This window comes from Massilia atriviolacea, from assembly GCF_003953935.1.
In the GTDB taxonomy this organism is placed as follows: domain Bacteria; phylum Pseudomonadota; class Gammaproteobacteria; order Burkholderiales; family Burkholderiaceae_D; genus Telluria_A; species Telluria_A atriviolacea.
In genome coordinates this window covers 15689-39479 of sequence record NZ_RXLQ01000019.1, presented here as the reverse complement: position 1 = coordinate 39479, position 23791 = coordinate 15689, and the positions used below count along the sequence as shown (strand labels likewise).

15 protein-coding genes are annotated in these 23791 nt (G+C 67.9%); 5 read left to right on the top strand and 10 right to left on the bottom strand.

The genetic code is table 11. The features are described 5' to 3' along the window. Nucleotides 1–107: 107 nt before the first annotated feature. On the bottom strand, nt 108–1253 hold the full coding sequence (locus EJB06_RS26535; protein ID WP_126077048.1) for an acyltransferase family protein: 1146 nt from the start codon (nt 1251–1253) through the stop codon (nt 108–110). A gap of 266 nt (nt 1254–1519) precedes the next feature. On the opposite strand from EJB06_RS26535, the gene EJB06_RS26530 reads away from it, so the two are divergent. From EJB06_RS26530 to EJB06_RS26515, 4 genes are read left to right on the top strand one after another with little or no spacing between them, the layout of a single operon-like run. Further along, complete coding sequence (locus tag EJB06_RS26530; RefSeq protein WP_126077047.1) at nt 1520–2320, top strand: ABC transporter permease; 801 nt, start codon at nt 1520–1522, stop codon at nt 2318–2320. Next, entirely contained in the window at nt 2320–3540 is a 1221-nt protein-coding gene (locus EJB06_RS26525; RefSeq protein WP_126077046.1) for an ABC transporter ATP-binding protein, read from the top strand. The genes EJB06_RS26530 and EJB06_RS26525 overlap by 1 nt, the downstream gene beginning before the upstream one ends. Further along, a complete protein-coding gene (locus EJB06_RS32285; protein ID WP_198420926.1) occupies nt 3537–4985 on the top strand; it encodes a class I SAM-dependent methyltransferase in 1449 nt (482 codons plus the stop codon). Before EJB06_RS26525 ends, EJB06_RS32285 begins: the two co-directional genes overlap by 4 nt. After that, complete coding sequence (locus tag EJB06_RS26515) at nt 4985–8758, top strand: glycosyltransferase (RefSeq protein WP_126077045.1); 3774 nt, start codon at nt 4985–4987, stop codon at nt 8756–8758. The genes EJB06_RS32285 and EJB06_RS26515 overlap by 1 nt, the downstream gene beginning before the upstream one ends. Before the next feature lies 1 nt (nt 8759). Here the strand turns inward: EJB06_RS26515 and EJB06_RS26510 are convergent, their stop codons facing one another. From EJB06_RS26510 to EJB06_RS26470, 9 genes are all read right to left on the bottom strand, one after another. Further along, a complete protein-coding gene (locus EJB06_RS26510; RefSeq protein WP_126077044.1) occupies nt 8760–9965 on the bottom strand; it encodes an alginate O-acetyltransferase AlgX-related protein in 1206 nt (401 codons plus the stop codon). A 1-nt stretch (nt 9966) separates the two neighbouring features. After that, the gene (locus tag EJB06_RS26505) at nt 9967–11391 is read right to left on the bottom strand and encodes an MBOAT family O-acyltransferase (protein WP_126077043.1); all 1425 of its coding nucleotides are present in this window, start codon (nt 11389–11391) and stop codon (nt 9967–9969) included. A gap of 86 nt (nt 11392–11477) precedes the next feature. Further along, nucleotides 11478–12686 (bottom strand): alginate O-acetyltransferase AlgX-related protein, encoded by a 1209-nt coding sequence (locus EJB06_RS26500; protein WP_126077042.1) that lies wholly within the window; start codon nt 12684–12686, stop codon nt 11478–11480. Nucleotide 12687: 1 nt separating this feature from the next. Further along, nucleotides 12688–14112, bottom strand: a complete 1425-nt coding sequence (locus EJB06_RS26495; RefSeq protein WP_126077041.1) for an MBOAT family O-acyltransferase — start codon at nt 14110–14112, stop codon at nt 12688–12690. 119 nt (nt 14113–14231) lie between these two features. Next, nucleotides 14232–15434 carry a hypothetical protein gene (locus EJB06_RS26490; protein WP_126077040.1) on the bottom strand — a complete coding sequence of 401 codons (1203 nt, stop codon included), beginning with the start codon at nt 15432–15434 and terminating at the stop codon, nt 14232–14234. Continuing rightward, on the bottom strand, nt 15431–17170 hold the full coding sequence (locus EJB06_RS26485; RefSeq protein WP_126077039.1) for a hypothetical protein: 1740 nt from the start codon (nt 17168–17170) through the stop codon (nt 15431–15433). The genes EJB06_RS26490 and EJB06_RS26485 overlap by 4 nt, the downstream gene beginning before the upstream one ends. A 55-nt stretch (nt 17171–17225) precedes the next feature. Beyond that, on the bottom strand, nt 17226–17618 hold the full coding sequence (locus tag EJB06_RS26480; protein WP_126077038.1) for a GtrA family protein: 393 nt from the start codon (nt 17616–17618) through the stop codon (nt 17226–17228). 54 nt (nt 17619–17672) lie between these two features. Next, nucleotides 17673–18617, bottom strand: coding sequence for a glycosyltransferase family 2 protein (locus tag EJB06_RS26475; protein WP_126077037.1), 945 nt, complete (start codon nt 18615–18617; stop codon nt 17673–17675). 156 nt (nt 18618–18773) lie between these two features. Next, nucleotides 18774–20282 carry a DEAD/DEAH box helicase gene (locus EJB06_RS26470; protein ID WP_126077036.1) on the bottom strand — a complete coding sequence of 503 codons (1509 nt, stop codon included), beginning with the start codon at nt 20280–20282 and terminating at the stop codon, nt 18774–18776. Nucleotides 20283–20595: 313 nt separating this feature from the next. Between EJB06_RS26470 and EJB06_RS26465 the strand changes: the two genes are divergently transcribed. Then, nucleotides 20596–23757: a ligand-binding sensor domain-containing diguanylate cyclase gene (locus EJB06_RS26465; RefSeq protein WP_126077035.1), complete on the top strand. Its 3162-nt coding sequence runs from the start codon at nt 20596–20598 to the stop codon at nt 23755–23757. Nucleotides 23758–23791: the final 34 nt, after the last annotated feature.

Below are 23791 nucleotides of genomic sequence, written 5' to 3'. Positions count from 1 at the left end.
ACAAACTGGCTTCCCGCCATCAAAGGCATGCACACAGCGTTGCGCGTGGTGCACGGGTGCCGGCTGGGGCGGCGCGCCACCCGGCAGCGATTCGCCAATGGGGTCCATCACACCGGCGCCGCGCTGCCGCCCAGCGGCTTCGTCAGGCCCGCCGGCGCACCCCACCTGCCCCGGATCCAGTCCTGCAGCGGCCGCTCGACATGGCGGTAGCACCAATACGACAGCAGCATGGTGGCCGTCACGAAGCCGATGAACAGCCAGGGCGAGCGCCACGGCACCTCGCGTCCCAGCCAGCCGCAGGCCAGCGCGATATACAGTTGCAGCGGAAAATGCAGCAGGTAGCTGGCGTAGGTCAGGTTGCCCAGTTCGCCGAAAACCCGGCGCAGGCGCGCGCTGACCGGCTGCACCCCTTGCAGGAACACATACACCAGCAGCGGCACCATCGGCACCACCACATGGTCGGCCCACACCAGGCGCAGGCGCACGGCGGCGCAGGTGGCCAGGAACAGCAGCGCGACCGCCCCGTTGACGATCTGCCGGCGGCGCCGGCTCCACAGCGCCGCACGGCGCGCCGCCAGCCACACGACCCCGCCCAGGTAAAAGAACAGCAGGCATTCGAAGGCCGGCAGGCCGGTTCCATAATGGCCCAGGGCCAGCAGCGCCACCGTGGCCAGAGTCGCGCGCGCGCCCACGCCGATGCGCCGGCTGAGCAAAAAGAACAGCAGGTAAGCCAGCAGTTCCAGCGCCACGCTCCAGATCGGGCCGTTGAACGAGACACTGCTCAACAGCGGATAGAACCAGTGGCCGATCACGCCCAATTGCAGGAAGAAACTCGCCAGGCTGTTGTCCTGGTAGACAAAATACGCCGGATGGCTGGCGCGGAACAGCAGCTGTCCGAGCGCCACCAGCAGCAGGGTCAACAGATGCAGCGGATACAGGCGCGAAAAGCGCAGCAGCGCGAAGCGCCCGGCCTGGATGCGCCCGGCGGCGATCGCCTCGCCATATTTCCAGAAAAAGATGAAGCCGGAAATGCTCCAGAACACTTGTACACCGAACTTGCCGTAATGATAAAACATCGACAGGGCGCCGTAGAACGGCTCTTCCCGGTTATCGAACTCGAACGGCACCGCGCCCACGAAAGAAAAATGCTGGTAATGCCAGAACAGCACCGCCAGCGCGCTGGCGAAGCGCAGCAGGTCGATCCCGGCCAGGTTCATGGCGGCGGGCGGAGGGGCGGTGTCGTGAGCGTGCATCGTGGAAAAACATCTGGAATCGATGCAAGATTATACAGCGCGGCAAGGCCGCCATTGCCGGCCGCCGCCCCCTTTTCGGGCCGGCGTGGCTGAAAAGCTGCATGCTATAATCTTCCGCCCCGCAGCCCCGGCCAGACCATGCGCGGTGCGGCGCGACCCGTGACTTCCCATATGCCTGATAAAACGACCCACACCATGACCTTGCCGTTCGCCGCCTGTGCGCCTGCGCTTCCTCCCCGATTGCCCGCGCGCCGCGCCCCGCGCGCATGATTTCGCTGTCGATGTTCCGCGGCGTCTGGCGCTACCGCGGCTTCGTGCTCGGCAGCGTCAAGCGCGAATTCCAGTCCAAGTACCGCAATTCCCTGTTCGGGGCGGTCTGGACCGTGCTCAATCCGCTGGCCATGATCACCGTCTACACCGTGATCTTTTCCGAAGTCATGGGCAGCCGCCTGCAGGGCGTCGATTCGACCTTCGCCTATAGCATCTACCTGTGCGCCGGGGCGCTGACCTGGGGCTTGTTCGCCGAAATCACCACGCGCGCGCAGACGGTGTTCATCGAAAACGCCAACCTGATCAAGAAGCTGCAATTCCCGCGCATCTGCCTGCCGATCATCGTGGTGCTCAACGCCTGCGTCAACTTCGCCATCATCTTCGGCCTGTTCACCCTGTTCCTGGCCTGGTCCGGCACCTTTCCCGGCCCGGTCTACCTGCTGCTGTTCCCGGTGCTGGCGCTGCAGATCCTGTTTTCGATCGGCCTGGGCATGGTGCTCGGCGTGCTGAACGTGTTCTTCCGCGACGTCGGCCAGTTCTTTTCGATCCTGCTGCAATTCTGGTTCTGGTTTACCCCCATCGTGTACCCGGCCACGGCGCTGCCCAAGCCGATCCGCGAACTGCTGGTCTTCAATCCCATGGCCTCGGTGATCGCCGCCTACCAGACCATCCTGGTGCACGGCCGCGCGCCCGACTGGGCCGCCATGCTGCCGATCCTTGTGCTCACCGTGCTGTGCTGCCTGATGGGCCTCTTACTGTTCCGCAAGCGCTCCGGCGAAATGGTGGATGAACTCTGATGGGTACCATACGCGTCAATCAACTGGGCAAGGCCTACAAACAATACGGCAACCGCTGGGCTCGCCTGCTGGAATGGGTCCTGCCCTTCCTCGGCCCGCGCCACCGCCTCAAATGGGTGATCCAGGATGTCAGCTTCCAGCTCGCGCCGGGCGAAGCGGTGGGCATCATCGGCATCAACGGGGCCGGCAAGAGCACCCTGCTGAAACTGATCACCGGCACCACCACCCCGACCACCGGCAGCGTGCAGATCAGCGGCCGCGTGGCGGCCCTGCTGGAACTGGGGATGGGCTTCCATCCCGACTTCAGCGGGCGCCAGAACTGCTTCATGGCGGGCCAGCTGATCGGCCTGACGGTCGATGAAATCGCCGCCCTGATGCCCGAGATCGAAGCCTTCGCCGACATCGGCGAGTACATCGACCAGCCGGTGCGGGTGTATTCCTCGGGCATGCAGATGCGCCTGGCCTTCAGCGTGGCCACCGTCAAGCGCCCCGACGTGCTGATCGTCGACGAAGCGCTGTCGGTCGGCGACGCCTACTTCCAGCACAAGAGCTTCGAACGCATCCGCCAGTTCCAGCAGCTCGGCACCACCCTCCTGATCGTCAGCCACGACCGCGCCGCGATCCAGTCGATCTGCGAACGCGCCCTGCTGCTCGACGGCGGCCGCCTGGCCTCGCAGGGCAGCCCGGAACAGGTGATGGATTACTACAACGCCCTGATCGCCGCGCGCGACGGCGCCGGGGTCGAGCAGGTCGTCACCGAAGCGGGGCGCACCCAGACCAGTTCCGGCACCGGCGAGGCGAGCGTGACCCGCATCACGCTGGAAGACGAGGAAGGGCGCGCGCTGGAGACGGTCAACGTGGGCGCCGCCGTGACCCTGTGCATCAAGGTCAGGGCGCACGCCCCGATCGCGCGCCTGGTGCTCGGCTACATGATCAAGGACCGCCTCGGCCAGCAGATGTACGGCACCAACACCCACCACATGGACATGGTGCTGCACGATGTCGCCCCTGGCGAAGAACTCACGTTCCGCTTCGCCTTCCCGCTCAACCTGGGCGAAGGCAGCTATTCGCTGACCACCGCCCTGACCAGCACCGAAACCCATCTGGGCGACAACTACGAGTGGCGCGACCTGGCCTTCCTGTTCATCGTGATGAACATGAACCGCAAGTATTTCGTCGGCACCAACTGGCTTGAACCGCGCGTGGAGATCCTGCGATGAGCGACAATTTTTACCGCGCTTTCGAAGACCGCTACCGCGGTTCGCGCGAACTGATCAAGGCGCGCCTGGCGGCCTACCAGCCGTTCTACGCGCCGCTGGCCGCGCTGTATCCGGGCGCCACGGTGCTCGACCTGGGCTGCGGGCGCGGCGAATGGCTGGAACTGCTCGGCGAACAGGGCTTCGACACCTTCGGCGTCGACCTCGACGACGGCATGCTGGCGGCCTGCCGCGAACGCGGCCTGCGCGTCGAACTGACCGACGCCCTGTCCGCGCTGCGCGCGCGCGCCGACGCCAGCGTGGCCATGGTCTCGGCCTTCCACCTGGTCGAACACATTCCCTTCGAGATGGTGCAGGAACTGATCCGCGAAGCGCGCCGCGTGCTGCTGCCGGGCGGCTTGCTGGTGATGGAAACGCCGAACCCCGAAAACCTGGTGGTGGGCGCCTCCAGCTTCTACATGGACCCCTCGCACCTGCGCCCGATTCCGCCGCCGCTGCTCGACTTCGTGGTCGGCTTCGCCGGCTTTGCGCGCCAGAAGGTGCTGCGCCTGCAGGAAGCGGCGCAACTCCACGAGGGCAAGCCGATCGGCCTGATCGACGTGCTCGACGGCGTCAGCCCCGATTACGCGGTGCTCGGCCAGAAGCAGGCGCCGGAGGCGATCCTGGCCCCGTTCGGCGCGCCGTTCGCGGCCAGCTACGGCATCTCCCTGTCCGACCTGGCGCTGCGCTTCGAAGAGCAGGACCACAGCCGCCGCGCCGAACTGCACCAGGCCCTGGGGCAGCTGGGCGACCGGGTCGGCCGCCGCGAGCAGGCCGACAGCGCCACCTTCGACATCCTGCACAAGGGCCTGGCGCGCATCGCTGAAGGCGTCGAGAGCAACCGCCTGCGCCACGATGCGGCCGAAGCGCAACTGCACGACTTGCGCGCGCGCGACGACCAGCTGCTGCAGCGCCAGGAACAGCAGGCGCAACTGGCGCAGCAAACCCAGGCCGCCTTCCAGGAACACCTCGCTGCGCTGGCCCAGCGCGTCGGCACGGCCGAAGAGCGCGCGGCCCAGCACCAGCGCCGCGTGGAAGAACTGCTCGACAGCACCTCGTGGCGCGTCACCGCGCCGCTGCGCATGGTCACCGGCTACGCCTACCGCCTGCGCGACGCCGCGCGCGACGGCCGCATCGTGCCCGGCCTCAAGCGCCGCGTCACGCCGCCGCTGCTGGCGCTGATGCGCGCCCTGCTGCGCCGCCCGCGCGCCAAGCGCGCCGCGCTGTCCGTGCTGCGCCGCTTCCCCGGCCTGCACGCGCGCCTGTACGGCGTGCTGCGGCGCGGCAGCGCCGCGCCGCCGGCGCCGCCGCCGGCCTCGCCCTTTCCGGACAGCGCCGGCGACCTGAGCCCGCGCGCGCAGCACATTTACCAAGAACTCAAACAAGCTATCGACTCAAGGAAGAACTGATGCGCATTGTGATCGACCTCCAGGGCGCCCAGTCGGAAAGCCGCTTTCGCGGCATCGGCCGCTACTCGCTGGCCCTGGCGCTGGGCATGGCGCGCAACGCCGGCGAGCACGAGATCTGGCTGGTACTTAACGGCGCCCTGGGCGCCTCGATCGTCGACCTGCGGCGCGCCTTTGCCGGCCTGGTGCCGCCCGAACGGATCCGCGTGTTCGACATCGCCGGCCCGGTGGCCGAGATCGAACCGGGCAACAGCGGCCGTTGCCGCGCCGCCGAACTGACGCGCGAACACGCCATCGCCCAGCTGCGCCCGGACGCGCTGCTGGTCACCAGCCTGTTCGAAGGCTTCGTCGACGATGCCGTGGTCTCGGTCGGCGCCTTCGCCGGCGCCGAGCGCACGGCGGTGGTGCTGTACGACCTGATTCCCTTCCTCAATCCCGAGGCTTACCTCGGCAGCCCGATCCAGCGCGCCTATTACGAGCGCAAGATCGCCTCCCTGCGCGCGGCCGGCCTGCTGCTGGCCATTTCCGACTACTCGCGCCAGGAAGCGATCGACGCGCTGGCGCTCGATCCCGACTCGGTGCACGCCATCTCGACCGCGGTGGACGAGAGCTTCTGCCCGGACGCCGCCCAGAGCCCGGAGCAGGTGGCCGAGCTGCGGGCCCGCTTCGGCATCACGCGCGGCCTGCTGATGTACGCGCCGGGCGGCTTCGACGCGCGCAAGAACATCGATGGCCTGATCACCGCCTACTGCCTGCTGCCGCCGGCCCTGCGCGAGAGCCACCAGCTGCTGATCGCCAGCAAGCTCGGCGAGCGCGACCGGGCCGACCTGCTGGCCCACGCGGCCAAGCGCGGCATGGAAAAGGAGCACCTGATCCTGACCGGCTACGTCAGCGACGCCGACCTGATTCGCCTGTACCGGATCACCGACCTGTTCATCTTCCCGTCGCGCCACGAAGGCTTCGGCCTGCCGGCGCTGGAAGCGATGGCTTGCGGCGCGATCGTCATCGGCGCCAACAACACCAGCATTCCCGAAGTGGTGGGCTGCGCCGAAGCGCTGTTCGACGCCGACCGCCCGCAATCGATCGCCGAAAAGATCGGCCAGGTGCTGCAGGACCCCGCCATGCAGGCGCGCCTGCGCGCGCACGGGCGGGCCCAGGCCAAACGCTTTTCGTGGGACGAGAGCGCGCGCAAGGCCCTGCGCGCGCTCGAGCGGCGCTTCGGCGCGCGCGCGCCGCAAGTGCCGCCAGGCGCGCCGGCCAGGCGTCCCAAGCTGGCCTTCGTCTCGCCCCTGCCGCCCGAGCGCACCGGCATCGCCGACTACGCCGCGCAGGTGCTGCCGGCCATGCTGGCGCACTACGAGATCGAGCTGATCGTGCACCAGGACAAGGTGGTGCTGCCGCCGGCGCTGGCCGCCCTGCCCCAGCGCAGCGCGGCCTGGTTCGAGCAGAACGCCGGCCAGTTCGAACGCATCGTCTACCAGTTCGGCAACAGCCCCTTCCACAGCCATATGTTCGGCATGCTGGCGCGCCATCCGGGCGTGGTAGTGCTGCACGACTTCTTCATCAGCAGCGTGCTCGCCTACGAGCAGCTGACCGGCGGCATTCCCAATGCCTGGACCGATGCCCTGTTCCACTCGCACGGCATGGCCGCCCTGCTGGCCGGCCTGAAGGCCGAGCGCGCGCTGGAAACGCGCAGCCTGTATCCCTGCAACCTGGCCGTGCTGCAGCAGGCGCGCCGGGTGGTGGTCCATTCCGAACACGCGCGCAGCCTGGCGCGCCACTGGTACGGACCGCTGGCGGCGGGCGACTGGAGCGTGGTGCCGCTGCCGCGCGCCCTGCCCGCGCCGGGCGAGCGCGCCAGCGCGCGGCGCGCGCTGGGCATCGCCGACGATGCGTTTTTGGTGTGCAGTTTCGGCTTTGTCGCCAACACCAAGCATAGCCAGGAATTGCTGGACGCCTGGATGGCGTCGAGCCTGCAGCGCGACCCGCGCTGCCACCTGGTGCTGGTCGGCGCCAACGACGGCGGCGAGTACGGCGTGCGCGTGGCCGCCACCGTGGCTGCCGGCGGCAAGCGCATGCGCGTGGCCGGCTGGACCGACGAAACGGTCTACCAGCAATACCTGCACGCGGCCGATGTCGGCGTGCAGCTGCGCTGCCAGTCGCGCGGCGAAACCTCGGCCGCGGTGCTGGACTGCCTCAATTACGGCTTGCCGACCATCGTCAACGCCAACGGCTCGATGGCCGAACTGCCGGCCGACGCGGTGTGGGGCTTGCCCGACCTGTTCACCCAGGACCAGCTGCGCGAGGCGCTGGAAGGCCTGCACGCCGATCCGGCGCGCCGCGCGGCGCTGGGCGAACGCGCGCGCGCCCTGCTGCACACGCTGCACAGCCCGGCCCATTGCGCCGCCCTGTACGCCGCCGCCATCGAAGAAACCTACGCCGGCGCGCCCGGCTCGCGCGCCGCGCTGATCGGCGCGCTGGCGGCCCAGCCGGCCCTGCAGGACGACGACGCGCTGGTGCGCCGCAGCGCCCAATGCATCGCCACCGCGCCCGAAGCGCTGGCGCCGCGCCAGTTGCTGGTCGACGTCACCTCGACCGCGCGCCATGGGCTCAATACCGGCATCGAGCGGGTGGTGCGCATGCAGTTGAGCGAACTGCTGGCGCGCGTGGAGCCGGGCCTGCGCATCGAACCGGTGTACCTGGCCGAGCACGACGGGCGCAGCGAATACCGCTATGCGCGCGCCTATGCGCGCAGCCTGTACGGCATCGACGCGCCGCTGCCGCCCGACCAGGCGGTGCAAGTACAGGCGGGCGACCGCTTCTACTGCGCCGACTACGCGCCCGGCGCGGTGCTGGCGGCGGCGCGCGACGGCCTGTTCGCGGCCTGGCGCGCGCGCGGGGTGGAAGTGAGCTTCCTGATCCACGACCTGCTGCCGGTGCTGCGTCCCGAGTTCTTCCCGCAAGGCGCGGACGCCGGCCATGACGCCTTCTTGGGCTGCATCGCCGCCAATGCCGACCGCCTGCTGTGCATCTCGCAGGCCGTGCGCAGCGAGTTGCAGGACTGGCTGGGCAGGTCGGCGGCGCGGCTGGAACTGCGCGCCCCGCTCAAGCTGGCGGTGCTGCACCACGGCGCCGACATCGGCGCCGCGCCCGCGCCGGCGCCCGCCGCCGCCCGGCGCGACGGTCCAGCCACCTTCCTGATGGTCGGCACGATCGAGCCGCGCAAGGGCCACCTGCAGGCGCTCGACGCCTTCGAAGTGCTGTGGCGCGAAGGGCTGGACGTGCGCCTGACGATCGTCGGCGCCGAGGGCTGGACCCCGCTGCCGGCGGCGGCGCGGCGCACCATTCCGCGCATCGTCGAACGCCTGCGCGGGCATGCGGAACTGGGCAAGCGCCTGGAATGGCGGCAGGGGATCGGCGACGCCGAACTGCTGGCCCTGTACCAGTCCAGTTCCTGCCTGCTGGTACCGAGCGAGGGCGAAGGATTCGGCCTGCCGCTGATCGAGGCGGCGCGCTACGGCCTGCCGGTGCTGGCGCGCGATCTGCCGGTGTTCCGCGAAGTGGCGGGCACGCATGCGGCCTACTTCAGCGGGATGCAGGGGACCGAACTGGCGCAGGCCCTGCGCGCCTGGCTGGAGCGGCGCAGCGCCGGCACCGTGCCCGACTCGGCCGGCATGCCGTGGATCACCTGGCGCGACAACGCCGGCCAGTTGCTGGCCGTGCTCGACGGGCGCGGCGGCGACCTGGCGTGGCAGCCGACCGCGCCGGGCAAGTAGGCTAGGCCTTCGGCAGCGGCGCCGGCAACAGGCGTTCGGTGCCGAAGCGCAGCACGTCGTACATGGCGCCGCCGTCGTGGTACAGGATCAGGATGTCGGTGGCGCCGCGTTCGCGGTAGATATAGGCCTTGAACGCGTCCAGCTGCGCGGGCGTGAGCTGGTCGACGCCGTTGGTGGCGAACTGCTCCACCTGGCCGTAGTAGCGCGCATACCAGGCCGACACTTTCGAGCCGAACGAATCCGAGATGATCAGCAGACGCCGCCGCGGCGCCTTGGGATTGTCGAAGCGGCTGACATCGCGCAGGGTTTTGGCGATGTCGGCGATCTCGGGGAAGCACTCGCCGCCCCAGCATCCCTTCACGCCGGCACGCTCGAGGTCCGGTTCGACCGTTTCGCTTTCCAGCAGGATGCCGTCGAACAGGTGCGAGACATCGGAAATCTGCATCCGCTTTTTGTGCGGCAGCGCGGGCCCCTGGTCGAGCGGACGCTGCCAGAAATGCGCCAGCGACAGGCGCGCCACCTGGTCCAGCCCGTCGCCGGTCCAGTGGAACCAGCTCTTCGGGTACAGCACCGCGCTCTTCTTGATCTCGCGCATTTCCTTCAAGGGGTAATAGATGGCGCCCGCCGCGGCCGGGTCCAGCCGCGGCGAGGCGATCACGGCGTCGACCGGATTGCGCTCGCTGGCGCACTCGCTCTCCAGGAACGGCGGCAGGTCTTCGGGATAGACCACCGGCGCCGACGGCACCACCAGCAGTTTCGGGTCCAGGCCGGCGGCGTGGAAGGCGCCGAACAGGCGGTTCAGGTGCGGCACTGTCGAGTCGCGCGCCACGCCCCGGCTGCACACGGTCGTCACCGCCTGGAACGGCGCCATGGTGGTGCCGTGGGCCGACAGGAAATAGCGGCCGTTGCGTCCGGCCGCCATCTGCACCGAGGGGAATTCGTGGAACAGCTTGAAGCGCAGGCGGTTGTTGAACTTGACCAGGTCGACCCGGTAGCCGAAATGGTCGTTGACCCAGGCATTGAACCGGGACGGCGTTTCCAGCAGTTCGGCGCCGCTGGCCGGGCGCGGCGGCAGCTGCGCCAGGTTGGGATCGGCCGGTTTGGTGCGCGCATCGTGCAGCGAGATCAGGGCCGGCGCCGCCAGCAGCGCCACCACCAGGAACTTGCCGGCATTCCGGGCCAGCATGGCGAAAACAGGGTTGCTCATATCAGAAGCGGAAATAGATGAAGGGATTGTAGGTGCCGGCCGCCAGGCTGGCGACGCACAGCAGCGCCAGCGACGCCGTCAGCGCGGCCTGGCCGCCCTGCAGCAGCGCGGCGGGCAGGCGCGCGCCAGGCGCGCGGGCGTGCGCCGCGCCGTCCTTCGGCAGGTCCGCGCCGGGGCGGCGCCAGCAGGCCAGCAGGCTGCCGACGGCCAGCGCCAGCAGCGCGCTGGTGCCGACGTCCATGCGCCACGGATGCAGGTAGGCCTGGCCGTCATGGCCGCCGAACATGGCGCCCAGGTACTTGAGCGCGTGCGGCACGTCGTCGGCGCGGAAGAAGACCCAGCCGATCATCACGCACAGCATGGTCCAGGCCTGGCCGGCGATACCCGGCAGGCGCGCCAGCAGGGCCGCGCCGCCCAGGCGTTCGAGCACCAGCAGGGCGCCGTGCCACAGGCCCCAGATCACGAAGGTCCAGGCGGCGCCGTGCCACAGGCCGCACAGGAAGAACACCAGCGCCAGGTTGAAGTAGGTGCGCGCCGGCCCGGCGCGGTTGCCGCCCAGCGGAATGTACAGGTAATCGCGGAACCAGCTCGACAGGCTGATGTGCCAGCGGCGCCAGAAATCGGTGATCGAGGCGGCCGAATACGGACGGTTGAAATTGGGTGGATAGCTAAAGCCGAGCATGTGGCCGATGCCGATCGCCATCAGCGAGTAGCCGCCGAAGTCGAACAGGATCTGGATCGTGTAGCAGGCGATGCCGAGCCAGGCCCCGGCGGCATCGAGCTGGGCGGGATCGATGGCGAAGATGCGGTCGGCCCCCAGGGCCACGGTATTGGCGATCAGCACTTTTTGCGCCAGGCCCAGCACGAACAGGCGAAACCCCAGCCACAGGCGCGCATTGCCGATCGTGCGCCGCTCGACTTCGTGGGCGATCTGGCTGTAGCGCACGATCGGGCCGGCGATCAGCTGCGGGAACATGGCCTTGTACATGGCGAAGCGCAGGAAGCTGCTTTGCGCCGCGATGTCGCGCCGATAGACGTCGATCAGGTAGGAAATGCCCTGGAACACGAAAAACGAAATCCCCAGCGGCAGCACGATGGCCGGCAGCGCGCCGTCGCGCAGGCCGACGGCGTTCAGGATGCCGGCGAAAAAACCCAGGTATTTGTAGTAGCCGAGCATCGCCAGGTTCAGGCCGATGCCCAGGACCAGCAGCGCCTTGCGCTGGGCGCGCGCGCGCGCGATCAGGTAGCCGACGCTGTAGTTCAGGAAGGCCGACAGCATCAGCAGCGGCACGAAGCGCGGTTCGCCCCAGGCGTAGAACAGCAGGCTGCCGATCAGCAGGACGGCGTTTTTCCATGGCAAAACGTAATACAGCAGCAGGAAGCAGGGAAAGAAGTAGAACAGGAAAACGGCTGAACTGAAAACCATGGATGTCTCGTCAGAGGAATACAGCGGCGCCCCGTGGGCGCGCGCTCGACATGAGTAGAAAGAATGTGAACGGCGCGGCCGGGATCTCAGGGCGTGGGGGTGGGCGCCAGCGGGGCCGGCAGGATCATCTGGGTGCCGTTTCTCAGCACGTCATACATGGCGCCGCCGTCATGGTACAGGAACAGGATGTCGGTGTCGGCCGGCTGGCGGTAGATATACGCCTTCATTTCATCGACCTGTTGCGGCGAGAGCTCGAAGGTATGGCTGCTGCAGAAATGCTCGACCTCGCCGTAATAGCGGCTCAGCCACTGCGCCATCTTGGCGCCGAAGGAATCGGACACGATCAGCAGGCGGCGCTTGGGCGCATGCGGATTGCGGAAGCGGCTGACGTCGCCCAGGATGCGCGACACGCTGGCGATTTCGGGGAAACAATCGCCGCCGAAGCAGGCCTGGATGCCGGAGGCGCCATGGTCGGGATCGGTCATTTCACTCTTCAGATCGATGCCGATCATCATGTGCGCCAGGTCCGACCGGTCCATATAGGTGCGCAGCTTCAGCGGCGGCTGGTCCAGCGGCATTTGCCAGAAGGTGCTCACGGTCAGGCGCGCGACCTGGTCCAGGCCTGCGCCGCCCCAGTGGAACCAGGTCTTGGGAAACAGGGTCGCTGTTTTCTTGATCTCGCGCATTTCCTTGAGCGGATACAGGATCGCGCTGCGCGCTTCCGGCAGCAGCTCGGGCGCGGCCAGCACGCGCGCGGCCGCCGTGTCGGTGCTGGTGCATTCTTCCACCAGGCTCGACGGCACGTCTTCGGGATACACCGCCGGCGACGAGGGCACCACCAGCAACTTCGGCTGCATGCCGGCGGCGTGGAAGGCGGTAAACAGCTTGTTCAGGTAGGGAATCGTGCTGTCGTTGGCCTTGCCCTTGCCGCACACTGTGGTCATGGCCTGGTAGGGGCCGACCGTCTTGGCGTGCGCCGCCATGAAGTAGCGCCCGTTCTGGCCATAGGCCAGCTGGACCGTCGAAAACTCGTGGAACAGCCTGAAACGCAGGATATTGCCGGCTTCGATGAAGCTGGTGCGAAAACCGAAGTGATCGCTCACCCATGCCGTCAGCTTGGGCGGCAGCTCGACCGCCTCCTTGACGCTGTGCGGACGCGGCGGCAGCGGCGTCAGGTTGGGGTCGTCCGGCAGGCGCAATGCGCCCAGCGACAGGTAGGCCGGCATGGCCAGCATGCAGGTGATGATGGCCTTGGCCGAGTGCCCGCCCACGCGCGCAAGTAAGGCTGGCGCCATGTCAGAACCTGAAATAGATGAAGGGGTTGTAAGTGCCGGCGGCCAGGCTGGCGATGCACAGCAGGCCCAGCGCGGAGGTGGCCAGCACGCTGGCGCTGTTGGCCAGCACGCCGGCGCGCGGCGCCACGATGGCCGGCACCGCCTTCGCTTCGGGCTTGCGGCCGGCGGCCGGACGCAGGCGCCAGCATGCCAGCACGATGCCGATCGCCAGCGCCCAGGCCGCGGTGTTGTCGATGTCATGGCGCCACGGATGCAGCACGGCTACCCCGTCATAGGCGCCGAACATGCTGCCCAGGTACTTGAGCGCATACGGCACGTCGTTGGCGCGGAAGAAGACCCAGCCGATCATCACGCACAGCATGGTCCAGGCTTGCGCCACCACGCCCGGCAGGCGCGCCAGCAGGGCCGCGCCGCCCAGGCGTTCGAGCACCAGCAGGGCGCCGTGCCACAGGCCCCAGATCACGAAGGTCCAGGCGGCGCCGTGCCACAGGCCGCACAGGAAGAACACCAGCGCCAGGTTGAAGTAAGTGCGCACTGGTGAGGCGCGGTTGCCGCCCAGCGGGATGTACAGGTAATCGCGGAACCAGCTCGACAGGCTGATGTGCCAGCGGCGCCAGAAATCGGTGATCGAGGTGGCCGCATACGGGCGGTTGAAGTTGGGCGGATAGGTAAAGCCGAGCATGTGGCCGATGCCGATCGCCATGTTCGAGTAGCCGGCGAAGTCGAACAGGATCTGGATCGTGTAGCAGGCGATGCCGAGCCAGGCGCCGGGGGCGTCGAGCTGGGCCGGATCGACCGCGAAGATGCGGTCGGCCGGCAAGGCCACGTAGTTGGCGATCAGGGTTTTTTGCGCCAGGCCCAGCACGAACAGGCGGAAACCCATCCAGATCCGTTCATTGCTCAGCGAGCGGTGATCGACTTCATCGGCGATCTGGCTGTAGCGCACGATCGGGCCGGCGATCAGCTGCGGGAACATGGCCTTGTACATGGCGAAGCGCAGGAAGCTGCTTTGCGCGGTGATGTCGCGCCGGTACACGTCGATCAGGTAGGAAATGCCCTGGAACACGAAGAACGAAATCCCCAGCGGCAGCACGATGGCCGGCAGCGCGCCTTCGCGCAGGCCGACGGCGTTCAGGATGCCGGCGAAGAAACCCAGGTATTTGTAATAGCCGAGCATCGCCAGGTTCAGGCCGATCCCCAGGACCAGCAGCGCCTTGCGCTGGCCGTGGGCGCGCGCGATCAGGTAGCCGACGCTGTAGTTCAGGAAGGCCGACAGCATCAGCAGCGGCACGAAGCGCGGTTCGCCCCAGGCGTAAAACGCCAGGCTGCCGATCAGCAGGACGCCGTTTTTCCACGGCAAAACGTAATACAGCAGCAGGAAGAGGGGGAAAAAATAGAACAGGAAAACGGCCGAACTGAAAACCATAAGATGTCTCGTCAGATGAACACGGCGGCGATGGCGGCGCTGCTAAAGCGCGGAATTATAGCATCGCCCTATTGCAATAATCGAAAACTTGCAAATAAGAAATTATCGTAAGCAGCGCGTCAGCCCTGCTTCGGCACGGCGGCGGGGAGCATGTTTTCGGTTCCCAGGCGCAAGGTGTCGTACATGGCGCCGCCGTCGTGGTACAGGATCAGGATGTCGGTCTGGGCCGGATCGCGGTACAGGAAGGTCTTCAGTTCCGCCATCTGCGGCGCCGACAGCTGGTCGACCCGGTTGGTGGCCATGTGCTCGACCTGGCGGTAGTAGCGCGCGTACCAGGGCGCGATCTTCACGCCGAAGGAGTCGGACACGATCAGGAGGCGGCGCGCCGGGGCCCTGGGATTGTCGAAGCGGCTGACGTCCTGCAGGATGCGCGCGGCCGCCACTTCCGGGAAGCACTCGCCTCCGAAACAGCCCTTGATGCCGGACGCCTCCAGGTCGGGCTCGACGATCTCGCTGCTCAGGGTGATGCCGTCGAACAGGTGCGACACGTCCGAGCCCGCCACATGGCGGCGGGTGGCCAGGGCCGGCCCCTGGTCGAGCGGGCGCTGCCAGAAGCGGGTCAGGGACAGGCGCGCCACCTGGTCCAGTCCGGCGCCGGTCCAGTGGAACCAGGTGTCGGGGAACAGGGTCGCGCTTTTCTTGATTTCGCGCATTTCCTTGAGCGGATAAAACATGTTCGCGGACGCCTCGCGCGCCAGTTCCGGCGCCGCCAGGACCGTGGTGACGGCGGTGCGCTCGCTGCTGCATTCGGCCACCAGGGCGGGCGGCACGTCTTCCGGGTGCACCGCCGGCGCGGACGGCACCACCAGCAGTTTCGGCTGCAGCCCGGCGGCGTGGAAGGCGCCGAACATCCTGTTCAGGTAGGGGATGGTGGTGGCGTTGGCCACGCCCTTGCCGCACACGGTGGTGATGGCCTGGTAGCGCGCCACGTTGGTGCCGTGGGCGGCGAGGAAATAGCGGCCGTGCTGGCCGGCCGCCATCTGGATCGTCGGAAATTCCTTAAACAGGTGAAAACGCACGAAGGTACCGACGCGGATGAAATTCCTGCGTCCGCCAAAATGGTCGTCGACCCAGGCGCTGAGCTTGGACGGCGCGGCGGTCCAGTCCGCGAGGCTTTGGGGCCTGGGCGGCAGCGGGGCCAGGTTGGGATCGGGCGCGTTGCCGATGGCGCGCTGCAGCGACAGCAGCGCCGGCAGGGCCAGCAGGGCGACGATCGAGATCTTGGCCGAATGCCGGCGCAGGTGCGCGAGAATGGTGGTCATGGCAGGTGCCCTACTTCACAGAGTTGATACGGATCGCTGCCGCCGCCGCCGAAGCGGGCGTCGTACACGACGCAGCTCGCTTCGTCGAAGGTGAGGCGGTAGCGCTGCAGGATTTCCTGGCCGGCGTCGTACAGGCGGCGCTGGCGCTGGGCGGCCTCGGCATCGAGCGCGGGCGCGCCGCTGCGCGGTCCCGGCGGCAAACCGCCGGCGGCCAGCATCACGTACAGGGGCCCCTTGCGCGCGGCCACCATCCGGGCCACGCGCTCGGCGAACGCGGGCGACTCGGGAAAGCCCGAGCCGAGCGCGGCGAACGCCAGGCGCTGCGGAAAATGCGGCACCAGCCACGACATCGGCGGGTCGCCATGCACGGTAAACACCATGCTCTGCTCCGGCGCGGCAAAGGCCGGCACCTGCACCGTGAAACTCTTGTCGCCATTGTAATGGTGGCCCCAGTTCACGCGCGGCAGGCCGGCGATGGCCGCCAGCACGATGCACCAGGCGCCCATGGCGCGCGCCACCGGCGCGCTGCACAGGCGGTGCAGCAGCAGCCACAGCACCAGCGGCGCGAGCAGTTCGAGCGGCACCATGTAGCGGTAGATGCCGAACAGCTTGAGCCAGATCAGGTAGGAAATCGCAAAGAACACCAGCAGCAGGCGCGCGCCGGGGGTGTCGGACGCGGGGATGGCGGCGGGCGCGGGCGCGGCCAGCCACAGGCGGCGCAGGCGCTGCGCGGCCAGCGCGATAAAGGCGATGTAGACCAGCGGCCAGATGATCTGGGTCATCGGCAGCTCGATCACGCGCTTCGAATTGAAGGTGAAGATGAAGGGCCACAGCAGCGCTTCGAGCGCGTTCTTGGGCACCCAGCCCATGTCGGCCACGGCGATCTGCGAGGCCAGCGGCGCCTTGAAGATATTGTTAAATTGCGGGTACAGGGGATTGCCGAACTGCTTCCACATCAGCCAGTACCAGTGGCCGGCGCTGGCGGCGATGCCGGCCAGGGTGCCCAGGCCGAACACGAAGGCCGTGCAAAAGCGCTGCCACAGGCTGGCGCGCAAGGTCAGCAGCGCCAGGCACAGGGCCAGCGCGTAATTGGCGTTGGTGAGCTTGAGTCCGGTGCCGGCGCCGATGATCAGGCCGGCCAGGGCGGCCACCATCATCGCGCGCGCGCCGCCGGCCAGCAGTTGCGGCCATTGGCGCAGCAGCAGCGCGATGGCGCCCAGCACGGTGAGCGAGGTCAGGTTGTCGCCCATGGTGTTGCCGAGCTGGGTCAGGAAGGAAAATCCCAGGCAACCGGCCACGCCCAGCAGCAGCGGCAGGCGCCAGCGCGCGCCGCCCAGCGCGGCCGGCTCGGCGCTGTGCAATACCTGGCGCACGATCGCGATCAGCAGCACGAAATTGAGCCCGTGCAGGAAGCCCATCACGAAACCGGTCACGCGGGTCGGAAAATGCGTGGCCAGGCCGTAATACAGCAGGTCGATGGTGGGATTGAAATAGCTCTGGAACTGGCCCGGATTGAGGTCGACGCCGATTTTGCCGTTCAGGAAAGCGTAGGGGTTATACCAGTGATAGTTGCGCAAGTCCCAGTTGGCATCCTGCCCCAGCTGCATCGAGACCAGGCCGGCCAGCAGCGGGCCCAGCCACAGGGACAGGCGCAGCGCGGCGGCGCGGTCGAGTCCCTCCCACAGGCGCAGCACGCCGGCGTCCACACGCGAAATTGCCCGAGTCACGACATTCATGCGAATCCTGCGATCAATAGTTAAGAGAAAGAAGAGAAAGGGGGCGCGTCAGCCCTTACGATTTACGTTGAAACACGAAGCAGCGCGCGCCCACGAAATTGACCGTCATCCCGGCCAGCGAACCGGCGCACACGCCCCAGTAAGCAATCTGCGGCACGCCGGGAAAGCACCAGACGATGGCGCTGTAGGTGGCCAGATTGACCGCCCCGCCGCCGCTCATGGCCAGCAGGTAGCGCCACCATTCGGTCCACAGCGAGATGCCGGCCGGGTGGAAGGTATAGCGGCGGTTGATTTGCCAGGTGGCGAACACGGCGCACAGGAAGGAGAGCGCGCGCCCGGCATACGGGTCGAGGCCGGCGCTGCGCGCCAGCGCCAGCACGCCCAGGTCGACCAGCAGCCCGGCCACGCCGACCACGCCGAAGCGCAGCAGCTGCACGCCGAGCTTCATGGCGCCGGCGCGGCGTCGATGGGGCGCACGCGGGCCCCGCCCTTACTGCCGAACTCAGGCATTTTTCACGCGCGGTCCGGAGATCGCCAGGTAGGCGAAGCGCTTCTGTTCGATGCGGCCCTTGGTGACGGTGTCGAGGATCAGGCCGCAGTTGAGCGAGATCACGCCGAACAGGCTCAGCGCCACCGACAGGATCGCGGTCGGCAGGCGCGGCACCAGGCCGGTGTCGAGGTAGGTCTGCAGCAGCGGCAGGGCGAAGCCGAGCGCGGCCAGCATGAAGGCGAAGAAGGCCAGCGAAAAGAAGGCCAGCGGCTTTTCGGTCTTGAACAGCTTGATGATGGTCCACAGGATGCGGATGCCGTCGCGGTAGGTGTTGAGCTTGCTGACCGAGCCCTCGGGACGCGAGCGGTAGATGGTTTCGACCTCGGCCACCGGCATGCGCAGTTCCAGCGCGTGCACGGTCAGCTCGGTTTCGGTTTCGAAGCCGGCCGAGTGCGCCGCGAAGGACTTGGCGTAGCGCCGCGAAAACACGCGGTAGCCCGACAGCATGTCGGTGAAGGTATTGCCGAACACCGCCGCGACCGAGCCGGTCAGCATGCGGTTGCCGAAGCGGTGGCCGAAGCGGTAGGCTTCCTGCTCGGTCGACACGCGCGTGCCGACCACCATGTCGAGGCCTTCGTCGACCAGTTTTTCGGCCAGCCGGGGGGCCACGCTGGCGTCGTAGGTATTGTCGCCGTCGACCATGATGTAGATATCGGCGTCGACGTCGGCGAACATGCGCCGGATCACATTGCCCTTGCCCTGCAGCGGCACGCTGCGCACCACGGCGCCGGCTTCGCGCGCCAGGCGCACGGTGGCATCCTTGGAATTGTTGTCGAAAACATACACTACCGCCTGCGGCAGGCAAGCGTTGAAGTCGCGAACAATCGCGGCAACCGTCAGCTCCTCGTTGTAACAAGGCACGAGGATGGCGATGCTTTGATTAATGAGTTTGTTCATGGCTATACAGTGAATAAAAAGAACAACGCCGCAGCGGGTGGCCGGACGGCCGGGCGCGTTGCGGCATTACATTTGGGCAAATTATACATCCAGGCAACACTCGAGGGACCGCCGCGCAGCGCGCCGCCGCGCCCCGAGGGTGTGCCGGCCGGCGTCTTACTGCTTGGGCGAGCCGCCGAGCAGCACGGCGATCTTCTGCTTGGGCTTGGCGCTGGCGCCGACCTGCTCGACCGCCACCGGCGCACTCTTCTTGGCCGGTTCGTAGGGGGTCAGGAACCAGGGATCGACTTTTTCGCGGCGCGGATACGGGCCGGAACGGCCGGACGCGGCGCCGCGTTCGGCGCCGAAACTGCGCTCGCCGCCGCGTTCGCGTTCGGGCGCACGGCCGGAGGAACGCGCGCCGCCGGCGCCCTCGTCGCGGCGCGGACGGCGTTCGCCGCCCGCTTCGCCGCGCGCGCCGCTGCCACTACTGCCGCTGCTGGCCACGAAGCCGGCCAGTTCGCCGCGCGTGATGGTTTGCTTGATCAGTTTTTCGATGTCGACCAGCAGGCGCTCGTCCTTGTCCGAAAACACCGACAGCGCGTCGCCCGAGGCGCCGGCGCGGCCGGTGCGGCCGATCCGGTGCACATAGTCTTCGGCGTTGTAGGGCAGGTCGAAGTTGATCACGCACGGCAGGTCGGAAATGTCGAGCCCGCGCGCGGCCACGTCGGTGGCGACCAGCACGTCGATCTCGCCCTTCTTGAAGGCGTCCAGGGCGGCCATGCGCTCCTGCTGGGTCTTGTCGCCGTGGATCGCGGTGGCCTTGATGCCGCCCTGCTCCAGGTGGCGCGACAGGCGCGAGGCGCCGATCTTGGTGTTCGAAAAGACCAGCACCTGCTTCAGGTCGCGCCCGCGGATCAGGAATTCGACCACGTCGCGCTTGGCTTCGTCGGCGACCTTGTAGACGATCTGGGTGACCTTGTCGGCGGTGGCGTTGCTGCGCGCCACTTCGATGGTCGCCGGATCGGTCAGGAAACTGTTGGCCAGCTTCTTGATTTCTGGCGAGAAGGTGGCCGAGAACATCAGGTTCTGGCGCTTCTTCGGCAGCAGGTTGATGATGCGCTGCAAGTCCGGCAGGAAGCCCATGTCCAGCATGCGGTCGGCTTCGTCCATGACCAGCATCTGGACCTGGCCCAGGCTGACGTTCTTCTGTTCGATATGGTCGAGCAGGCGGCCCGGGGTGGCAATCACGATCTCGACCCCGCCCTTGAGGATCACGGTCTGGCCCTTCATGTCCATGCCGCCGAACACCACGGTCGAGCGCAGCGGGGTGTGCTGGGCGTAGGCCTTGACGTTCTCGGCCACCTGCACCGCCAGCTCGCGGGTCGGCGTGAGCACCAGCGCGCGCACCGGGTGGCGCGCCGGCGACATGCTCGGATTGGCGTGCGCCAGCAGCAGCTGGATGATCGGCAGCGAAAAACTGGCGGTCTTGCCGGTGCCGGTCTGGGCCGCGCCCATGACGTCGCGGCCCTGCAGCACGATGGGAATGGCCGCGGCCTGGATCGGCGTCGGATGGATGTAGCCCTGGTCCGTCAGTGCGCGCAGGATCTCCGGCGCAAGGCCGAAATCGGCGAACTTGACGGTGGGTGCACTGTCGGCTTCGATGGTAATCGGTGTTTCAGGCATAAGTTTTCCGGGCGTTGGTTCGATATGCTCTACGCCCGCGCAGGCCGACGCGGGGAACTTCCAGGATGGACGGGAACGAGCCGGGCGTAATGGCAAGACCGGGGCCAGCTCGAATAGTGCCACGACAGCGTCGGCAGAACCGGGCGTACGGACGTAGATGCAATAATAGTGCCGTAAACGATACCCTAAATCACGGCAACTGTACATCGATAATACATCTTGAAAGAGGTATTGCCGCACAGCCAACTTGGTTTACACTGCCCGAGTTCCCCGGCATTCCCGGGGTGGCCGGTACTGTAGACAACTATTTGCCATGTTCAGCGTATTTACCGCCTTCGCCCGTCATCCCTCCGCCCTGCCGCGCCTGCTGCTGTGGGCGTGCCTGTGCGCCATGCTGGGAGTCCTTCCCTGCCTGCAGCAGCCGGCCCATGCCGGCACCACCCCCACCTCGCCGCTGCGCTTCAAGCGCCTGCCCTCGTTCGGCTCGGACGAGCTGTCGATCCTGGCGCTGCTGCAGGACCGCCAGGGTTTTGTCTGGATCGGCACCCATAGCGGCGGACTGTACCGCTACAACGGCTACCACGCGGTCAAGTACGCCAGCAACGCCAACAGCGGCGGCAACCTGCCGCACGACCGCGTCTCCGACCTGTACGAGGACGCGGCCGGCACGATCTGGGTGGCGACCCAGAACGGCCTGGCGCGCTTCAATCCCGAAACCAATAATTTCACCCGCTTCGTGCCGCCGCCGGGGCCGGCCTCGCAGCGCATCGTCAAGAAAATCATCGGCGACGGCAAGGGCGGCATGTGGCTGGCCACCTGGGGCGGGCTGCAGCATTTCGATCCGGCCAGCGCCACTTTCACCCTGCACCTGCACGACGCGGCGCGCGCCGGCAGCCTGGCTTCGAACGACCTGAACGCCATCGCGCTGGACGCCGACGGCGGCCTGTGGGCCGCCACCTGGCCCGGCGGACTCGATTACCTGGCGCCGGGCGCGAGCAGCTTCGTCCACTTCCGGGTCGACCGCCCCGAGTCGCCCGACCCCAAGCGCAACATCGTGCGCGCGCTGCACTTCGCGCCCGACCGCACCCTGTGGATCGGCACCGAGACCGGGGTGGTCACCTGGCGCGCCGGCCAGGGCTGGCACACGCGGCGCCAGGTCGATTCGCCCGCGACCCGCATCAACACCCTGTACGGCGACCGCAACGGCACGGTCTGGGCCGGCACCCTGGGCGCCGGCCTGCTGCGCTGGGACAAGAAGCGCGAGCCCGAGGGGGACCCGCACGGGGCGGCCGCCAAGGCCGTGCATTACGTGCACCGCGCCAACGATTCCTACAGCCTGCCCTCGGACGATATCCGCGCCGTGATGCACGACCGCAGCGGCATGCTGTGGATCGGCTCGATCACCGACGGCATCAGCCTCGTCAACCTGAACAGCGAAGGCTTCCAGCGCTTCATTCCCTTCGACGTGGAAGCGAACAACCTGCGCCCCAACAATGCCATGCGCGCCATGGAAGGAGCGCCCGACGGGCGCCTGTGGCTGGCCAATAACGCCGGCCTGTCGCTGTTCGACAGCGCCAGCGGCGCCGTGCTGCGCAGCTACCGCGCCGACACCCGGCCGGGCGCCGCCTCTCCAAGCGCGCTGAGCAGCAATATCGTCTACAGCCTGTACCAGCAGCCGGACGGTCCCTTGTGGATCGGCACCTCGGCCGGCCTGAACCGGCTGGACGCGCTCGACGCGCCGGTCCAGGTGGTCAGCTTCGGTTCGGTCGGCAGCGACTTCATCAATACCATCGCCCCGGCCTCCGGCGGCGCCCTGTGGATCGGCACCGGCCAGCACGTGCTGCGCTACGACCCGGCCAGCGGCAGCAGCACGCCCTACCCGTCCGACCCGGCGCAGCCGAGCAGCAGGAGCGTGAGCGGCACCACCAGCATCGTCGAAGACAGGCTCGGGCGCGTGTGGATGGGCTCGGAATGGGGCGGCGGCGGGCTCGACGTGCTGGACCAGGCCAGCGGCACCTTCCGCCACCTGCGCCAGCGCGCCGGCGACCCGCATTCGCTGTCGGACAACAATGTGGTCTCGCTGTACCAGGACCCGCAGGGGCGCCTGTGGGCCGGCACCGCGCGCGGCGTCAACCAGATCATGACCGACGCCAGGGGGGCGATCAGCTTCCGCCGCTACGACGGCCCCGGCAGCGTTGGCCCGCTGAAGATCCTGGCGATGCGCAGCGACCGCGCCGGCCAGTTATGGCTGAGCACCGCCAACGGCTTGCTGCGGCTCGATCCGGAGAGCGGCACGGTGGCGCGCTTTTCCCCCGCCGACGGCCTGTCGGAAGGCTTTTCCTCGGGCGCCGCGCACGCCGCGCCGGACGGCCGCCTGTACTTCGGCGGGGTCAAGGGCATCACCGGGGTGACCCCGGCGGCGGTGCGCAGCGTGTCCTCGCCGCCGCAGGTGGCGATCACCGATATCAGCGTGTTCAACCGCTCGCTGCGCGACGGGCGCGCGGTGCCGGGACTGAAACTCGAGGGGCCGGTGACGGCCCCGGTCAACCTGACCCTGGCCGGCGACGGCTCGGTGTTCTCGATCGAATTCGCCGCCCTGCACTTCACCGACCCGGTGCGCAACACCTACGAATACCGGCTGGCCGGCTTCGACCGCGCCTGGGTGCTCACCGACGCCGCCCACCGCAGCGCCACCTACACCAACCTCGATCCCGGCACCTACACCTTTTCGGTGCGCGCCGCCAACCACCAAGGCATGCGCAGCGAGAACGCGGCCAGCATGACGGTGACGATCCTGCCGCCCTGGTGGAAGACCTGGTGGTTCCGCACCATCCTGGCCCTGCTGGCGCTGGCGCTGCTGAGCGCGGCCTACCGCGCGCGCGTGCGCGACCTGACCCGGCGCCAGAAGCAGCTGCAGCACATGGTGGCCGAGCGCACCGCCGAGCTGGAAGCGAGCAACGCCAAGCTGGCCGCACTGTCGAGCACGGACGGGCTGACCGGCATCAACAACCGGCGCGGCTTCGACAACGCGCTCGAAGCCGAATGGCGGCGCGGCGCGCGCAACGGCTATCCGGTGGCGCTGGCGATGCTCGACGTCGACCATTTCAAGAGCTACAACGACCATTACGGGCACCAGGCCGGCGACCAGTGCCTGCGCGCGGTGGCGGGGGTGATCGCGGCGCACGCGCGCCGGCCGTCCGACCTGGTGGCGCGCTACGGCGGGGAGGAATTCGCGCTGCTGGCGCCGGCCACCAGCGTGGCCGAAGCGCACGAACTGGCCAGCGCGCTGTGCCTGGCGCTGGAACAGCTGGCGCTGCCGCACGCCAAGTCGCCGTACGGGGTGGTGACCATCAGTATCGGGGTGGCCTCGCTGATGCCGGACGAGAGCGGCGGGCCGGAACAATTGATCGAACAGGCCGACCGCGCCATGTACCGCGCCAAGACCGACGGCCGCAACCGCGCGATGTGCGCCTGAGCCTGCCGTTGGGACGGCGCCGTGGCGAAGCCGC